This is a genomic window from Methyloradius palustris, from assembly GCF_019703875.1.
In the GTDB taxonomy this organism is placed as follows: Bacteria; Pseudomonadota; Gammaproteobacteria; order Burkholderiales; family Methylophilaceae; genus Methyloradius; species Methyloradius palustris.
The window spans coordinates 2,709,704-2,725,392 of the sequence record NZ_AP024110.1 but is presented as its reverse complement, the minus strand read 5'-3'; the positions used below and the strand labels follow the sequence as shown (position 1 = coordinate 2,725,392).

General features: G+C 47.6%; 8 protein-coding genes. 7 read left to right on the top strand and 1 reads right to left on the bottom strand.

From position 1 onward, the window contains the following. The first annotated feature begins 181 nt into the window (after positions 1 to 181). The 7 genes from thiD (at position 182) to ZMTM_RS13060 (ending at position 13,347) form a co-directional block, all read left to right on the top strand. Entirely contained in the window at positions 182 to 1,018 is an 837-nt protein-coding gene (gene thiD, locus ZMTM_RS13090; RefSeq protein WP_221764266.1) for a bifunctional hydroxymethylpyrimidine kinase/phosphomethylpyrimidine kinase, read from the top strand. After that, positions 999 to 1,655 (top strand): thiamine phosphate synthase, encoded by a 657-nt coding sequence (gene thiE, locus ZMTM_RS13085; protein ID WP_221764265.1) that lies wholly within the window; start codon positions 999 to 1,001, stop codon positions 1,653 to 1,655. The genes thiD and thiE overlap by 20 nt, the downstream gene beginning before the upstream one ends. Next, the gene (gene hemL, locus ZMTM_RS13080) at positions 1,652 to 2,956 is read left to right on the top strand and encodes a glutamate-1-semialdehyde 2,1-aminomutase (RefSeq protein WP_221764264.1); all 1,305 of its coding nucleotides are present in this window, start codon (positions 1,652 to 1,654) and stop codon (positions 2,954 to 2,956) included. Before thiE ends, hemL begins: the two co-directional genes overlap by 4 nt. A 237-nt stretch (positions 2,957 to 3,193) precedes the next feature. Beyond that, positions 3,194 to 7,861, top strand: a complete 4,668-nt coding sequence (gene gltB, locus ZMTM_RS13075; RefSeq protein WP_221764263.1) for a glutamate synthase large subunit — start codon at positions 3,194 to 3,196, stop codon at positions 7,859 to 7,861. Positions 7,862 to 7,875: 14 nt separating this feature from the next. Next, positions 7,876 to 9,303 carry a glutamate synthase subunit beta gene (locus tag ZMTM_RS13070; RefSeq protein WP_221764262.1) on the top strand — a complete coding sequence of 476 codons (1,428 nt, stop codon included), beginning with the start codon at positions 7,876 to 7,878 and terminating at the stop codon, positions 9,301 to 9,303. Positions 9,304 to 9,369: 66 nt separating this feature from the next. Continuing rightward, positions 9,370 to 10,431 (top strand): uroporphyrinogen decarboxylase, encoded by a 1,062-nt coding sequence (gene hemE / locus ZMTM_RS13065; RefSeq protein WP_221764261.1) that lies wholly within the window; start codon positions 9,370 to 9,372, stop codon positions 10,429 to 10,431. A gap of 246 nt (positions 10,432 to 10,677) precedes the next feature. Continuing rightward, the gene (locus ZMTM_RS13060; protein WP_221764260.1) at positions 10,678 to 13,347 is read left to right on the top strand and encodes an EAL domain-containing protein; all 2,670 of its coding nucleotides are present in this window, start codon (positions 10,678 to 10,680) and stop codon (positions 13,345 to 13,347) included. A gap of 83 nt (positions 13,348 to 13,430) precedes the next feature. On the opposite strand, the gene ZMTM_RS13055 is transcribed toward ZMTM_RS13060, so the two are convergent. Next, a complete protein-coding gene (locus ZMTM_RS13055; protein WP_225907041.1) occupies positions 13,431 to 15,389 on the bottom strand; it encodes a putative bifunctional diguanylate cyclase/phosphodiesterase in 1,959 nt (652 codons plus the stop codon). Positions 15,390 to 15,689 lie beyond the last annotated feature (300 nt).

The window sequence follows — 15,689 nt, the reverse complement described above, 5'->3', positions numbered from 1 at the left end:
GCTTTAACCAAAATCAGTTGAAGCCAAATGCTTGACTATGCATCGGTTTAATTTTAGGCATCTATTTAAATTAAGTTAAAATGCTACATTAAATTTGATTTTTAATCTCAAGCTTAGGCTACCTTCATTTTAATTACCTGAGATGAAGCCACATTTGAAGCATAAGGCCTAAAGACAACATATGACACTCATGCCCCCCGCAGTAATGACCTTTGCCGCTACTGACCCTAGTAGCGGCGCTGGAATCCAGGCTGATATTCTCACACTTGCCAGCATTGGCTGCCATCCGCTTTCTGTCGTTACCGCCATTACTGTGCAAGATACCGTAGGCGTAGAAAACGTCATGGTATTTGATGCGGATTGGGTGAACGAGCAAGCACGTACGATTTTGGAAGACATGCATGTTTCTGCCTTTAAAATCGGCATGCTGGGCAGCATAGAAAATATCGCGGTGATCGCCGAAATCATGGCCGACTACCCTGATATTCCCTTGCTGATTGATCCAATTTTATCTTCTGGCCGCGGCGATGAGTTGGCCAATGATGAAATGCAGGAAGCTATGATAGACCTGCTATTTCCCCAGGCTACACTAATTACGCCTAATAGCCTGGAAGCCCGCCGATTGGCTTTCTACGATGACGATTCTGAAGCTGCTGAAAACGCATCCCTTGAAGAAAGCGCTGAGCGTTTACTGGCCATGGGTTGTGAGTACGTGTTGATCACCGGCACGCATGAGCGTACGCAAAGCGTGACAAACACGCTGTATGGTGAAAACAAGCTGGTCAAAACCTATAACTGGGAACGCCTGCCTGGCAGTTATCATGGCTCTGGCTGCACGCTGACATCGGCCATTGCTGCCTGTATTGCCCATGGTTTGACCATGGAGGAAGCGCTGGCCGAGGCGCAGGAATACACATGGCAAACACTTAAGCATGCATTCCGCCCTGGCATGGGCCAATACATTCCAGACCGTATGTTCTGGGCACGTGACGAAGAAGATGAAGTCGAAAAAGATTAAAGGCCTGTATGCCGTCACAGCAGATGAAGCCAATACCGAACACCTGCTGAGCAACGCCAAAGCTGCCTTGAGTGCAGGTATCAATGTATTGCAGTACCGCAACAAAACAGCCAGCAAACAACTGGCAGCCGAGCAGGCAGAAGCGTTATTGCTGCTTTGCCGCGAATACAACGTGCCCCTGATCATCAATGATGACGTTGAATTGGCGCTGAAAATAGATGCCGATGGTGTGCATCTTGGTGCTAGCGATGGCAACTTGCGGGATGCTCGCAAGAAGCTGGGCGAGGATAAGATCATTGGTGCTTCCTGCTATAACCGCCTCGAGATTGCGCAGTTCGCTGCACAAAACGGTGTTGATTACGTGGCTTTTGGCGCCTGTTTTGTTTCAGGTACCAAGCCGAATGCACCCAAAGCCGATTTAAAACTGTTTACGCAGGCCAAGCAGGTGCTTGATCTGCCTATCGTCGCCATTGGCGGTATTACGCTTGAGAATGCGCCATCCGTTATTCAGGCGGGTGCCGATGCGATTGCCGTCATTGGTGCGCTTTGGAATGTGTCTGATGGCAGCGCTGGCGATGCTCAAGCTATACAAAAAACTACCCAACAATTTACGCAATTATTTGGTCAACCAATATGACAACAACCATCAAACCTACCTCAAGAAACCAGCAGTTATTTGAACGCTCGCAAAAACTCATTCCGGGCGGCGTGAATTCGCCAGTACGTGCGTTCAAGTCGGTGGGCGGCACGCCCATTTTTTTCAAGCGCGGCCAAGGTGCATGGCTATGGGATGAGGATGACAAAAGCTATATCGATTACATAGGCTCATGGGGGCCGATGGTGCTTGGACATGCGCATCCTGAAGTGATTGCCGCTGTGCGCGAAGTCGCTGGTAACAGCCTGTCTTTCGGCGCACCTACGGCACGTGAATTGGAAATGGCAGAGACCATCACTACGCTGGTGCCAAGCATGGAGCAGGTACGTTTGGTCAGTAGTGGTACAGAAGCCACCATGAGTGCGATTCGCGTGGCACGTGGTTTTACTGGGCGCAACAAGATACTGAAGTTTGAAGGCTGTTATCACGGCCATGCGGATGCGTTGCTTGTTAAGGCCGGCTCGGGTTTGCTGACTTTGGGTACACCAAGTTCGGCTGGCGTGCCTGCCGAAGTCGCAGCGCATACCCTCACCTTACCCTACAACGACATTGCCGCATTGGAGACATTGTTTGCGGAAATTGGTGACCAGATTGCCTGTGTCATCGTTGAGCCTGTGGTGGGTAATATGAATCTCGTTGCACCAGTGCCTGGCTTTCTTGAAAGCATGCGTGCGCAGTGCACCAAGCATGGAGCGGTCTTGATATTTGATGAAGTGATGACAGGCTTCCGTGTGGCTTTGGGCGGCGCGCAAGCCTATTACAACATCAAGCCTGACATGACCACGCTAGGCAAAGTCATCGGTGGCGGCTTGCCAGTCGGCGCATTCGGCGGCCGTGCAGACATTATGCAATGTCTTGCTCCAGTTGGCCCTGTCTATCAGGCGGGTACGCTTTCGGGCAACCCGGTCGCAGTGGCTGCTGGCTTGGCGACATTGAAGTTGGTGCAAGCTCCTGGGTTTTACGAAAAGCTAAGCGCAACTACCAAAGCGTTGATGGATGGTCTTAAGCAGGCAGCGCATCAGCACGGCATCCCGTTCAGCGCACAAAGCATAGGTGGCATGTTTGGTATTTACTTTAGTGAGCAAGTGCCTACCAGCTTTGATGAAGTCATGGCGACTGATAAAGAAGCTTTCAACCAGTTTTTTCACAGCATGCTGGATGCTGGTATCTACCTCGGTCCTTCTGCGTTTGAGGCTGGTTTTGTATCAGCGGCGCACGGTGCTGATGAGCTGGCAGGCACTATTGAAGCGGCTAGCCAAGCATTCTCAGCTTTGCGAAAGTAATTGCGTATTTAAATCCAAACTAAATCCAACACAAATTAGTCAGCCTGAATTAGATTTGCTGGGCTAGCCAAAGCTCGTATGATTTTTGCTCTATGTTATTGAACTTAGAACCCTTTAACGGTAATATCGCAGGTTCCCCTTTAAAATTTGTGGCTAGATACTTACAGTAATCTAGATGGCAATTAACGCTTCTAATCACTAGGTTAGAAGCATGAGCAAGCAGATGGAGATGATAGTTTGGTAACGCAAGTAAATTCACCAGAAACGCTTAACAACCCCGCCAAGCAAGGTTTATATAACCCTTCCAATGAGCATGATGCTTGCGGCGTAGGGTTTATTGCCCACATTAAAGGCGTTAAAAGCCACAATATAGTGCGTCAGGGTTTACAGATTCTGGCCAATCTTACCCATCGTGGCGCAACAGGTTATGACCCTAAGTTGGGGGATGGCGCTGGTATTTTGATTCAGTTGCCCGATGCGTTTTTCCGCAAAGAAGCGACCAAGCTCGGCATTACATTACCAGCCGTTGGTGCATACGCTTGTGGCACGGTGTTCTTGCCGCAATCGTTGAATGGTCGTATTGCTTGCGAATCCATCATTACCCGAATTGTTCATGAAGAATCTCAAGTCTTTTTAGGCTGGCGTGATGTACCGCGTGATAACAGCAATATTGCGGATGCTGCTCGCGATGTAGAGCCCGTCATGCGTCAGGCTTTGATTGCAAAAGGCGAGCAGACTGCCGATCAGGCCGCTTTCGAGCGCAAGCTGTTTGTCATCCGCAAACGTATTGAACATGCTGTTCGTGCATTGAAACTGGATGACAGCAGTCAGTTTTATATCCCTTCCTTGTCCAGCAAGACCATCGTCTATAAGGGCATGCTGCTAGCGAATGAGGTGGGTATTTACTACAAAGATTTACAAGACGAAACCATGGTGTCAGCGCTGGCGTTGGTGCATCAACGCTTCTCAACCAATACTTTCCCAGCTTGGGAATTAGCCCATCCATTCCGCATGATCGCCCACAATGGCGAAATCAATACCATGCAAGGTAACGTCAACTGGATGGCAGCACGCCATGCTGCCATGCGTTCTGAATTAATCGGCGAAGACTTAGAAAAGGTCTGGCCATTGATTGCCGAGGACCAGTCTGATTCTGCCGCGTTCGACAATGCCCTTGAATTGCTAGTGGCTGGTGGTTACTCACTGCCGCACGCTATGATGATGCTGATTCCAGAAGCTTGGAGCAGCAACACCCTGATGGATGAAGAGCGTCGCGCATTCTACGAATACCACGCTGCCCTGATGGAACCATGGGATGGCCCAGCTGCCGTTGCATTCACCGATGGCCGCATGATAGGCGCTACGCTGGATCGTAACGGTTTGCGCCCTGCACGTTATCTGGTGACAGACGACGACCACGTGATGATGGCCTCTGAAATGGGCGTGCTGACATTTCCACAAGAAAAAATCGTCAAGAAATGGCGTTTGCAGCCTGGCAAGATGTTGCTGATCGATATGGAGCAAGGCCGCATCATTGATGATGCCGAAGTCAAACAGCAACTGGCACAAGCCAAGCCTTACAAGGAATGGATCGAAAAATCCCGTTATTTCCTGGGCGATCTCGCAAAAATAGATAACTCAAGTAAAGATGGCTCGCTTGAGCTAAACGCCAGTTTGCTTGATCTGCAACAAGCCTTTGGTTACACGCAAGAAGACATTAAATTTATTCTGCAGCCTATGGTGAGCAATGGCGAAGAAGGTGCTGGCTCTATGGGCAACGATAGTGCCCTGCCTGTGCTTTCGAGCAAACCAAAGGTGATCTACAACTATTTCAAGCAACTGTTTGCGCAAGTAACTAATCCGCCGATTGACCCGATTCGTGAAGAGTTGGTGATGTCGCTGGTGACCTTCATTGGCCCCAAGCCTAACTTGCTAGGCATCAACGAAACCAATCCGCCAATTCGTCTTGAAGCCAGCCAGCCAGTATTAACGCTGGATGAACTTGAGCAACTGAAAGCCATTGATACCCTGACACAAGGCCGTTATCGTGCGCTAACACTGGATATTACTTATCCGTTTGCGCAAGGTAAGCAAGGCATGGCCGCCGCTGTTGAGGCAATCAATAAAGCCGCTGCAGACGCGGTACATAACGGGTTTAACCTGCTGATTTTGTCTGATAGAAATGTTAGCGCTGACCGTATCGCTATCCCTGCGTTGTTAGCCTGTTCTGCTACGCACCAATCATTGGTGCGTGCTGGTTTACGCACAAGTACTGGCTTGGTGGTTGATACAGGCTCTGCGCGTGAAGTCCATCACTTTGCCTTACTCGGTGGTTATGGTGCTGAGGCGATCTGTCCTTGGCTGGCTTTCCAGACCATAGAACAAATGTCGATCGAAGCCAAGACCGATGTTTACGAAGGCTACAAGAAATTTGTAAAAGCGATTGGCAAGGGCCTTCATAAAGTCATGTCGAAGATGGGTATTTCTACCTATCAATCCTACTGTGGTGGCCAGATTTTTGAGGCGATTGGTCTTAATAGCGCGTTTATTGAAAAATACTTTACCGGCACGACATCAAGTATTGAAGGCATAGGCCTTAACGAAGTGTCTGAAGAAAGCCTGCGCTTGCACAACTCTGCTTTCGGCAATGACCCTGTATTGGCTAATGCACTGGATGCTGGCGGTGAATACGCTTTCCGCGTACGTGGCGAAGAGCATATGTGGACGCCAGACTCCATTGCCAAACTACAGCATGCAACCCGTACCAACAGTGCCAGTACCTATAAAGAATATGCCAAGCTAATCAATGACCAAACCAAGCGTCATCTGACTTTGCGCGGTTTATTTGAAATCAAGGCAGCTGGTGCGCCAGTGCCATTGGAAGAAGTTGAGTCAGCAGCAGCCATTGTTAAACGTTTTGCAACTGGCGCAATGTCGCTCGGTTCTATTTCAACCGAAGCCCACGCAACGTTAGCCATTGCCATGAACCGTATCGGCGGCCGTTCAAATACAGGCGAGGGCGGAGAAGATCCAAAACGCTTCGTCCGCGTTACTACGGATACCACGATGGCTGACGTCATTGGCAAGTCGCATATTGAAAAAGATATTCCGCTTAAATCGGGCGATTCCATGCGCTCCAGCATCAAACAAGTGGCTTCTGGCCGCTTTGGTGTTACAGCTGAATACCTGGCCAATGCCGACCAGATTCAGATCAAGATGGCGCAAGGTGCCAAGCCTGGTGAGGGTGGTCAATTACCTGGCCATAAGGTCAGCGCATACATTGCACAATTGCGTTTTTCCGTGCCTGGGGTAGGGCTAATCTCGCCACCTCCACATCATGATATTTACTCGATTGAAGATCTGGCACAGCTGATTCACGATTTGAAGAACGCGAATCCTAAAGCTTCGATCTCTGTGAAACTGGTATCCGAAACGGGTATCGGTACTGTTGCGGCAGGTGTTGCCAAAGCGAAGTCTGACCATATCGTGGTTGCGGGCCATGACGGCGGTACAGGTGCATCGCCTATTTCATCAGTTAAACATGCGGGCACACCGTGGGAACTTGGCTTAGCTGAAACCCAGCAAACATTGGTGCTTAACCAGTTGCGTGGCCGGGTTGTGGTGCAGGTCGATGGCCAAATGAAAACAGGCCGTGATGTACTGATTGGCGCATTGCTTGGTGCAGATGAGTTTGGTTTCGCTACCGCGCCGCTGGTGGTTGAGGGCTGTATCATGATGCGTAAATGCCATCTGAATACCTGTCCAGTAGGCGTTGCGACCCAAGACCCAGTTCTTCGTCAGAAATTTACTGGCCAGCCTGAGCATGTGGTGAATTATTTCTTCTTCGTTGCTGAAGAAGTGCGAGAGTTAATGGCTTCTATCGGCATTCGCAAGTTTGATGACTTGATTGGCCGTGCAGACCTGCTCGATATGCGCGCTGGTATTGACCATTGGAAAGCGAGCGGTCTCGACTTCACCAAGATATTCCACCAGCCTAAAGTTGGTGCAGATGTTTCTCGCCGCAATAATGATCAGCAAGACCATGGCCTAGTAAAAGCACTGGATAACAAGCTGATCGCCGAGGCAAAATCTGCGCTGGAAACTGGCGAAAAAGTAGTAATAGAAACGCCTATCGTCAACACTAACCGCACGGTTGGTACCATGCTTTCTAACCAGATTGCCAGCCGTTACGGCCGTACAGGGTTGCCGAATGACACCATTACGGTGAAGCTCACAGGCACTGCAGGCCAGAGTTTTGCCGCATTCCTTACACAAGGTATTACCTTTGAGCTTACAGGCGAAGGCAATGACTATGTGGGTAAAGGCTTGTGTGGTGGCCGTATCGTGATCAAACCGCCAAAAACATTCCGTGGCGTCGCCAATGAAAACATCATTGTTGGTAATACCGTGATGTATGGTGCGACCTCTGGCTACAGCTTCTTCAGTGGTGTGGCAGGTGAACGCTTCTGCGTGCGCAACTCTGGCGCATTCGCCGTGGTTGAAGGCGTGGGTAACCATGGTTGTGAATACATGACGGGTGGTACAGTGGTTGTGCTTGGTGAAACAGGTCTCAACTTCGCAGCAGGGATGTCTGGTGGCGTGGCTTATGTCTATGACGAAGATGGCATGTTCGCCAAACGTTGCAACATGAGCATGGTCAGCCTTGAGAAGGTTGAAGCGGCTGAGAGTGTTTCAGTCATTGCTGCGCAACACTTGAACCAGCCTGATGAAGTGACGCTCAAAACATTGATTGAACAACATGCGGAATACACAGGCAGCACGCGTGCTCAGCAGATTCTTGCTGATTGGGTTGCCTATCGCGCCAAATTCGTGAAGGTGATGCCAAACGAATACAAGCGCGCGCTGACAGAAATGGCTGCGGCTGCTAGCAAGCAAGCCGCCTAAAGGAAAATTGAAACATGGGTAAAGTAACAGGGTTTTTAGAGTACGAACGTCTGTCTGAGGCTAATTTGCCTGTTCCGGACCGCGTTAAAAACTACAAAGAGTTTGTATTGCACCTGTCTGATGATCAGGCTAAGGCGCAGGGTGCACGCTGCATGGACTGCGGCATTCCGTTTTGTACCACTGGCTGTCCTATCAACAACATCATTCCTGACTGGAATGACTTGGTGTATCAACAGGATTGGCGTGCCGCGATTGATGTGCTCCACTCTACCAACAACTTCCCCGAGTTCACTGGCCGTATTTGCCCTGCACCTTGTGAGGCCGCATGTACGCTGAATATCAATAATGATGCGGTTGGTATCAAATCCATCGAGCATGCGATTATCGATAAAGCTTGGGAAAACAACTGGGTAATACCACAACCACCTGTGAAGAAAACAGGTAAGAAGGTCGCCGTTGTGGGTTCTGGCCCTGCTGGTTTGGCCGCCGCACAGCAATTAGCGCGTGCGGGCCATAACGTGGTTGTGCTAGAAAAAGAAAGCCGCATTGGTGGTTTGTTGCGTTACGGAATTCCTGATTTCAAGATGGAAAAAAGCCATATCGATCGCCGCATGGAACAGATGAAGGCTGAAGGAGTTGAGTTCCGTACGGATCACCATGTAGGCGTTAACGTGATTGCTGAAGACTTGGTACTGGAATACGATGCAGTGATTCTTGCTGGCGGTGCTGAATATCCACGTGACTTGCCTGCGAAAGGTCGCGAACTGGATGGTGTTCATTTCGCTATGGATTTCCTCACACCGCAAAACAAAGTAGTGGCTGGCGATAGCGTAGAAAACCAAATTATGGCGACCAACAAGCATGTTGTCGTTATTGGTGGCGGTGATACTGGCTCTGATTGCGTAGGTACTTCAAACCGTCATGGTGCTCTGTCCATCACTCAATTTGAGCTGATGCCACAGCCGCCAGAAAAAGAAGATAAAAACCTAGTCTGGCCTAATTGGCCGCTGAAAATGCGTACATCCAGTTCGCATGAAGAAGGCGCTAACCGTGATTGGTCGATCACCACTAAAGAGTTGATTGGCGAAAACGGTAAAGTCACCGCGCTGAAAGGTGCCAAGGTAGAGTGGAAAGACGGCAAGATGATTGAAGTCCCAGGCTCTGAATTCACGATTCCTGCTGATTTAGTTTTATTGGCAATGGGTTTTGTTAGCCCTGTGCAAAAAGTGCTAGATGCCTTTGGCGTAGAAAAAGACAATCGCGGCAATGCCAAAGCGACTACCGATGGCGAAGGCTGCTATACCACCAGCAAAGCCAAGGTATTTGCTGCAGGCGATATGCGCCGTGGCCAGTCATTGGTTGTTTGGGCGATTCGTGAAGGCCGCCAATGCGCGCGCGCTGTCGATGAATTCCTGATGGGCTCTTCCACGCTGCCACGCTAACTAGCGCAATCGCTTGAAATGATGGGGATACATTTGTATCCCCAAATTTTTTATAAGACCAAATCCATGTCTCAACTCAAAAACGATACTTTTTTAAAAGCGCTGATGCGCCAGCCTACCGACTACACCCCTGTGTGGATGATGCGTCAGGCAGGCCGTTATCTGCCAGAGTATCGTGCCAGCCGCAAAACAGCAGGCAGTTTTCTTGACCTGTGCAAAAATCCGAACTTCGCTACTGAAGTCACCATGCAGCCGCTAGATCGCTATCCGCTAGATGCTGCCATTTTGTTCTCAGATATTCTCACCGTGCCAGATGCCATGGGTCTGGGCTTGTATTTTGAAGAAGGCGAAGGCCCCAAGTTTGAGCGTACGCTACGTGATGAGGCTGATATCCTAAAGCTGGCAATCCCCGAGATGAGCAGCCTGCAATACGTATTCGATGCGGTCAGCCAGATTCGTAAGACCATAGATGGCCGCGTACCGCTGATCGGCTTCTCTGGCAGCCCGTGGACACTGGCGACTTATATGGTGGAAGGCAAAGGTGGCACCGACTTTCTCACCATCAAGAAAATGGCCTATGCACGCCCAGACTTGCTGCACCGTATTCTGGACATTACTGCCCAAACAGTTACCCAATACCTGAATGCCCAAATCGCTGCTGGCGCCCAAGCCGTGATGATTTTTGATTCCTGGGGCGGCGCACTTTCGCACAATGGCTATACCGAGTTTTCGCTCAACTATATGCAAAAAATCGTCAATGGCCTCACGCGCGAAGCTAATCGCAGTATGATTCCCCGCATTGTATTTACCAAAGGTGGCGCGCTCTGGCTTGAAGCACAAGCTGAGATTGGTGCAGATGCACTAGGCCTGGATTGGACCATCGACATCGGCCAAGCCCGCAAGCGCGTAGGCAACCAAGTTGCGCTGCAAGGCAATATGGACCCAGCCATTCTGCTCAGCACGCCAGAAGCTATTGAGAAAGAAGTTGCCAGCATCCTCGCCAGTTATGGCCATGGTAACGGCCATATATTTAATCTGGGGCACGGTATCACGCAATTTACGCCACCAGAAAATGCAGCCGCGATGATTGAAGCGGTACGTTCAATAAGCCCTCAATATCACAAGTAATAGTTATTACGAATATCAAAGCGTTTCTCTTGAACGCATTCAACTCAATAGTCACTAAAATCAGATGTGGGTTGGTAGCCAATCTGGAGTAACTGCCATAAGCTGTCATAAGTGATATTGCAATCAAAGCGCCCAATTAAAGTCTGCTATATTCTTTGATGAATCAGAATATGTGACATTTCAGTCTGCACGAATTAAGCCTCTGCCCTCTATCCATGAATTTGCAATTTTAGGACACTAATAATTTTGGTATTCAACGCAGTGAAGTCTTATCAGAGAAGTTCCAGCTCAATTCGCGCACTCTCTGTTCGTTTGCTGATTCCTTTTTTGGGGATGCTACTTTTAGCCAGCCAGACATCAGCTACCGAGACACCCCAAATTGTTCAATCAGCAAGTGAGTATGATTACCCACCCTTCTCAAAAGTTGATAAGAAAAATCAGGCTGATGGGTTTTCAGTGGAGTTGCTGCAGGCTGCACTCCATCATGTAGGTCGTGATGTCAATTTTAAAGTCTCTGCATGGTCTGAATTAAAAGAAGATCTTGAGCAGGGGCGAGTTCAGGTACTTCCAGTCGTGGCGCGTACTACCGAACGCCAAAAGACATTTGATTTTACTTTTCCATACATGAGCCTGCACGGCACTATCGTGACGCGCAAAGAAGATGAATCGATCAAACAATTATCTGATCTAGAGGGTAAGACTATTGTTGTCATGCAATCGGATAGTGCTGAAGACTACGTTAGAGAACACAGGTTAAGCACAAACATTGTCACTACCAAATCCGTTGAAATAGCTTTGAAAGGACTGAGTGAGGGCAAATACGATGCAATGGTTGTTCAAAAGCTCGTTGCAGAGAATCTAATCAGCAAGCTTGCTTTGAACAATCTAAAAACGGTTGGTCAGCCAATAGAACACTTCCAGGACTTGTGTTTTGCAGTCCATAAAGGAGACGATGAATTACTCGCAGAATTAAACGAAGGCCTGTCTCTAACTATCTCCGATGGCACTTTCGAAAGGTTGCGCGAAAAATGGTTCATGCCTTCTCAGGAAGACCATTGGACACGGTTCTTTGAGTTTTTTGGAATCTTTGTAGGCACGCTGTTGATTGCGTGGCTTGCTGCAAGTCTCTGGCAGCGCTCACTTGTGGCCAAAGTGAAATCGCGCACACGCGAGCTCTCGATATCAAACCAATTGCAAAGAGAAGAAATTCAGTTAAGAAAGCGGACAGAAAGCTTATTGAGAGAAAGCGAATCACTTTTCCATGCTGTGTTTGACAATGCAACGGTAGGGATCGCACAGATATCAGTTGATGGGCAGTTTCTGCAAGTTAACCAGGAGTTTTGCCGAATCACTGGTCGTTCACGCCAAGAAATACTGTCGAGCCATTCAATCTCTGTCCAAGATTTTATTGTCCCCGATTTTGATAGCCACTCCATATCTGAAAATGATGATTACGCAATTGAAAAACAATACGTGCGTAAGAATGAGGAAATTATATGGATCTCTCTTTCAGTCTGTTTATTAAAAGATCAGTTTGAGAAACCTTTGTATTTCATCAGTGCAGTCATGGACATCACCGAAAGAAAAAGTGCCGAAACCGAAATACTTTCCTACGCCTACTATGACCAACTGACTCAACTGCCTAATCGCAGGCTCTTTCAAGATCGTTTAGATTTTGAGTTCAAAAAGGCAGAAAAGCAGTCAAGTCTTGCGGCTTTACTATTTATCGACTTGGATCACTTCAAAGAAGTTAACGATACCCTAGGGCACGATATGGGGGATTTATTGCTGATAGAAGCGGCAAGGCGCATTCAGCAGTGCATTCAATCTGGTGACACGCTAGCACGAATCGGCGGTGATGAATTTACTGTGGTTCTGACTGATTGTTATGAGAGTTCGAATATTAAACGTGTAGCACAAAGCATCATCGATCATCTCTCTGAGCCCTTCATAATTAATGGTAATGCGTCCTTTGTATCAGGAACTATAGGCATAGCGATATATCCCCAAGACGCATCAACCATGACCGACTTAATGCGAAGTGCAGACCAAGCGATGTACGCGGCAAAGAATCTAGGGCGAGGGTGTTATTGCTTTTTTACTGACGAATTACAGAAACAAACACAATTCCGTGCAGGCTTGGAGCGAGATTTACGTGAGGCGCTGGAATTCCGGGAGTTTGAAGTTTATTACCAGCCCATTATAGACTTGCAAACTGGTGACATTCATAAAGCTGAGGCCCTTATACGCTGGAAGCATCCGATTCGCGGGTTTGTTAGTCCAGCAGAATTCATTCCTATCGCTGAAGAAATTGGGCTCATACAAGCCATTGGAAAATTTGTTTTTGTCGAATCCATACAACAGCTTAAAAGGCTGAAGGAGTCATTTCAGAAAGACTTCCAAATAAGCGTGAACATGTCACCTCTTGAGTTCAGGGCTGAGAATAAAGCCAGTGATTATTGGAAGGATTGTTTGCGCGAAGCTGACGTAGCTGGTAGTGGAATCATCATTGAAATCACTGAAGGGCTGCTGATGAACACAGAAGCCAATATCATTGAAAAACTACTATCGTTTCGAGATTCGGGTGTTCAAGTATCCATAGATGATTTTGGCACTGGATATTCATCCTTAGCCTACCTTAAGAAATTCAATGTGGATTATCTTAAGATCGACATTTCCTTCGTCCGTAATTTAGTGTTCGACCCAAGAGATTTGCATCTTTGTGAGGCCATTGTGCTGATGGCTCATAGGCTAGGCATTAAAGTCGTCGCAGAAGGTGTAGAGACCAAGGAGCAGGAGGAGTTGCTCAAGAAAATTAATTGTGACTATGCCCAAGGGTATTTATTTTCAAAACCAATACCAGCCGTTGAATTCGAAAGGTTTTTACAAACCCCACGCGCGTTCAATCAGCCCTAAATATCACAAGAAGTAAGCGGCGCGATTAGTTGTTGAGTGGCTCGACTACTCGGCTTGGCAGGCTATAAATACTGCTCAATACCTTATTTAAGCAGAACCTCAAACTGGTCAATTGGTGACGGTTTACCAAATAAGTAACCTTGATAATGATTACAGTGGTTCTTTTGAAGAAATTTTTGCTGTTCTTCAGTTTCAACTCCTTCGGCAATGACATTGAGTTCCAGGCTGCTCGCCATGGCAATAATCGTCCGTACGATGGCCTGATCACTATGATCAATTGCGATATTTCGTACAAATGATTGGTCAATTTTCAACTGATGTAAGGGTAGTTGTTTGAGGTACTGCAACGATGAATACCCTGTTCCAAAATCATCTAGTGAAAAATGAATGCCGACTTCTTTTAGTTCCTGCATGGTGGCAATAATGTCTTCTACATTTTCTAGCAGGATACTTTCCGTCAGCTCAAGCTTGAGCAGTGCAGGGTTAATATCAAACTTGTTTGCAGAGGTTTTTACCAATGCTACAAAGTCTGATTGACGACATTGCTTTGTACTTACATTGACTGAGATTGTGAGTTGATGGGTTGTTTCATCTTGCTGCCATGCCTTAAGCTGGGCGCAGGCTGTATCTAATACCCACTCTCCAATAGGCAGGATCAATCCCGTCTCTTCTGCTAAAGAAATAAAGTCACAGGGTGACACTAAACCGCGCTTTGGATGTACCCAGCGTATCAATCCCTCAGCCCCCACTACCTGCCTGCTACTATTGACCTGAACTTGGTAATAGAGCTGAAATTGCTCACGCTCTAGCGCTTTATGTAAGTCCTTTTCCATGGATGCCCTGGCATTGATGGTGTCCTGCATCTGCTGGTCGAAAAAGCGGATATCGTTACGCCCCGCTTTCTTTGCCTGATACATGGCAATATCAGCCTGCTGCAATAGCTCTTCTATGCCCAATAACTGGTCTTGAAACAAGGTAACGCCAATACTCGGCGAACTGTAATATTGGTCTAAACCAAGCTGGTAAGGCTCATTAAGCGTGGCATGTATCTTGTCTGCAATCACTTGAGTCTCAGCTGCAGATTCAATGGCATGCTGACTTAAGCCCTCTATCAATACAACAAATTCGTCACCGCCAATACGCGCAACAGTGTCACATTCCCTCACGCTATCTATCAATCGTGCTGATACTTGCTGCAGTAACAAGTCTCCAGAATCATGCCCCAAGGTATCGTTTAAGGTTTTAAAATGATCCAGATCAATAAACAATAATGCACCAACCCAGCCCGCCCGTCCGCTAGTTGCTAGCGCATGTTTAATGCGGTCTACCAGTAAACGTCGGTTGGGTAACTTGGTCAGGGGGTCATAAAAAGCCAGTTGCTGAATCTCCTCAGCGGCGGCTTTACTCAGCGTGATATCAGTTAAGTTGACGATGTAATTTGTTACTTTGCCGTTAGCGTCTTTTGCCGCGGTAACAGTGATTTGCTCAGGGTACATGTCACCATTTTTGCGGTGGCTCCATATTTCTCCAGCCCATTCGCCTGTTTTATTCACTACTTGCCACATTTCATGATGGAACGTGGTGTCGTCTAAATCTGTGCGCAGCAAATGGGAGGTTTCACCAATGAGCTCTTGCTCGGAGTAGCCAGTGATGGTGGTAAAAGCACGATTAACACGAAGAATGACTCTGTTGGCATCAGTTACTAATATACCGCCCTGCGACTGAAAAGCAGTGGCAGCAATGCTAAGTTCGTTATTAGCAATGATTAACTCTAAGGCGCGTTTTTCTTTTTCCTGGTTTTGAAAATTGAGCTCTATTTCAGCTAGCTTGGTTTTGGTGACATCTTCATGAGTCATGAGAATTCTAAAAGCGTTCTCATGGCAGAACGAGGCCACCCTGCAAACAAACCAGCGCTTTTCAACAGGGGAATGACAGGGATATTCAAGCGAAAACTCTGATGTTTTGTCACTCATTACGGCACGAATGCCCGCTGCCATTGCGCTCGCATACTCAGCATCCGAGCCACGTACTTGATCACACACAGCTAGGTAATTAACCCCTACAAATTTATTATCGGGTATTCCAGCATTATTGGAATTTCCAAAACAACTCCACACATTATTCACGCATATGACTGTACCCAGCTCATCGAGGATAACAACGCCATCTGTTAAGGAGTTGATTAATTCTTGGGCATAACTTTCTAGCTGGCTACTTGGAAAATGGTTTTTATATGTTTTTTTAAGAGCTTGTATCATCTTGGCATCAAAATAGAGTGACGGTATTCGTACTTAATATGGCCTGATTAATCTTTCGCGTCTTACATACTCTCCTTTATATGC

Coding starts and splice junctions, on each gene's coding strand:
- thiD (WP_221764266.1), top strand. CDS start 182: ATGACACTCATGCCCCCCGCAGTAATGACCTTTGCCGCTACTGACCCT.
- thiE (WP_221764265.1), top strand. CDS start 999: ATGAAGTCGAAAAAGATTAAAGGCCTGTATGCCGTCACAGCAGATGAA.
- hemL (WP_221764264.1), top strand. CDS start 1,652: ATGACAACAACCATCAAACCTACCTCAAGAAACCAGCAGTTATTTGAA.
- ZMTM_RS13070 (WP_221764262.1), top strand. CDS start 7,876: ATGGGTAAAGTAACAGGGTTTTTAGAGTACGAACGTCTGTCTGAGGCT.
- hemE (WP_221764261.1), top strand. CDS start 9,370: ATGTCTCAACTCAAAAACGATACTTTTTTAAAAGCGCTGATGCGCCAG.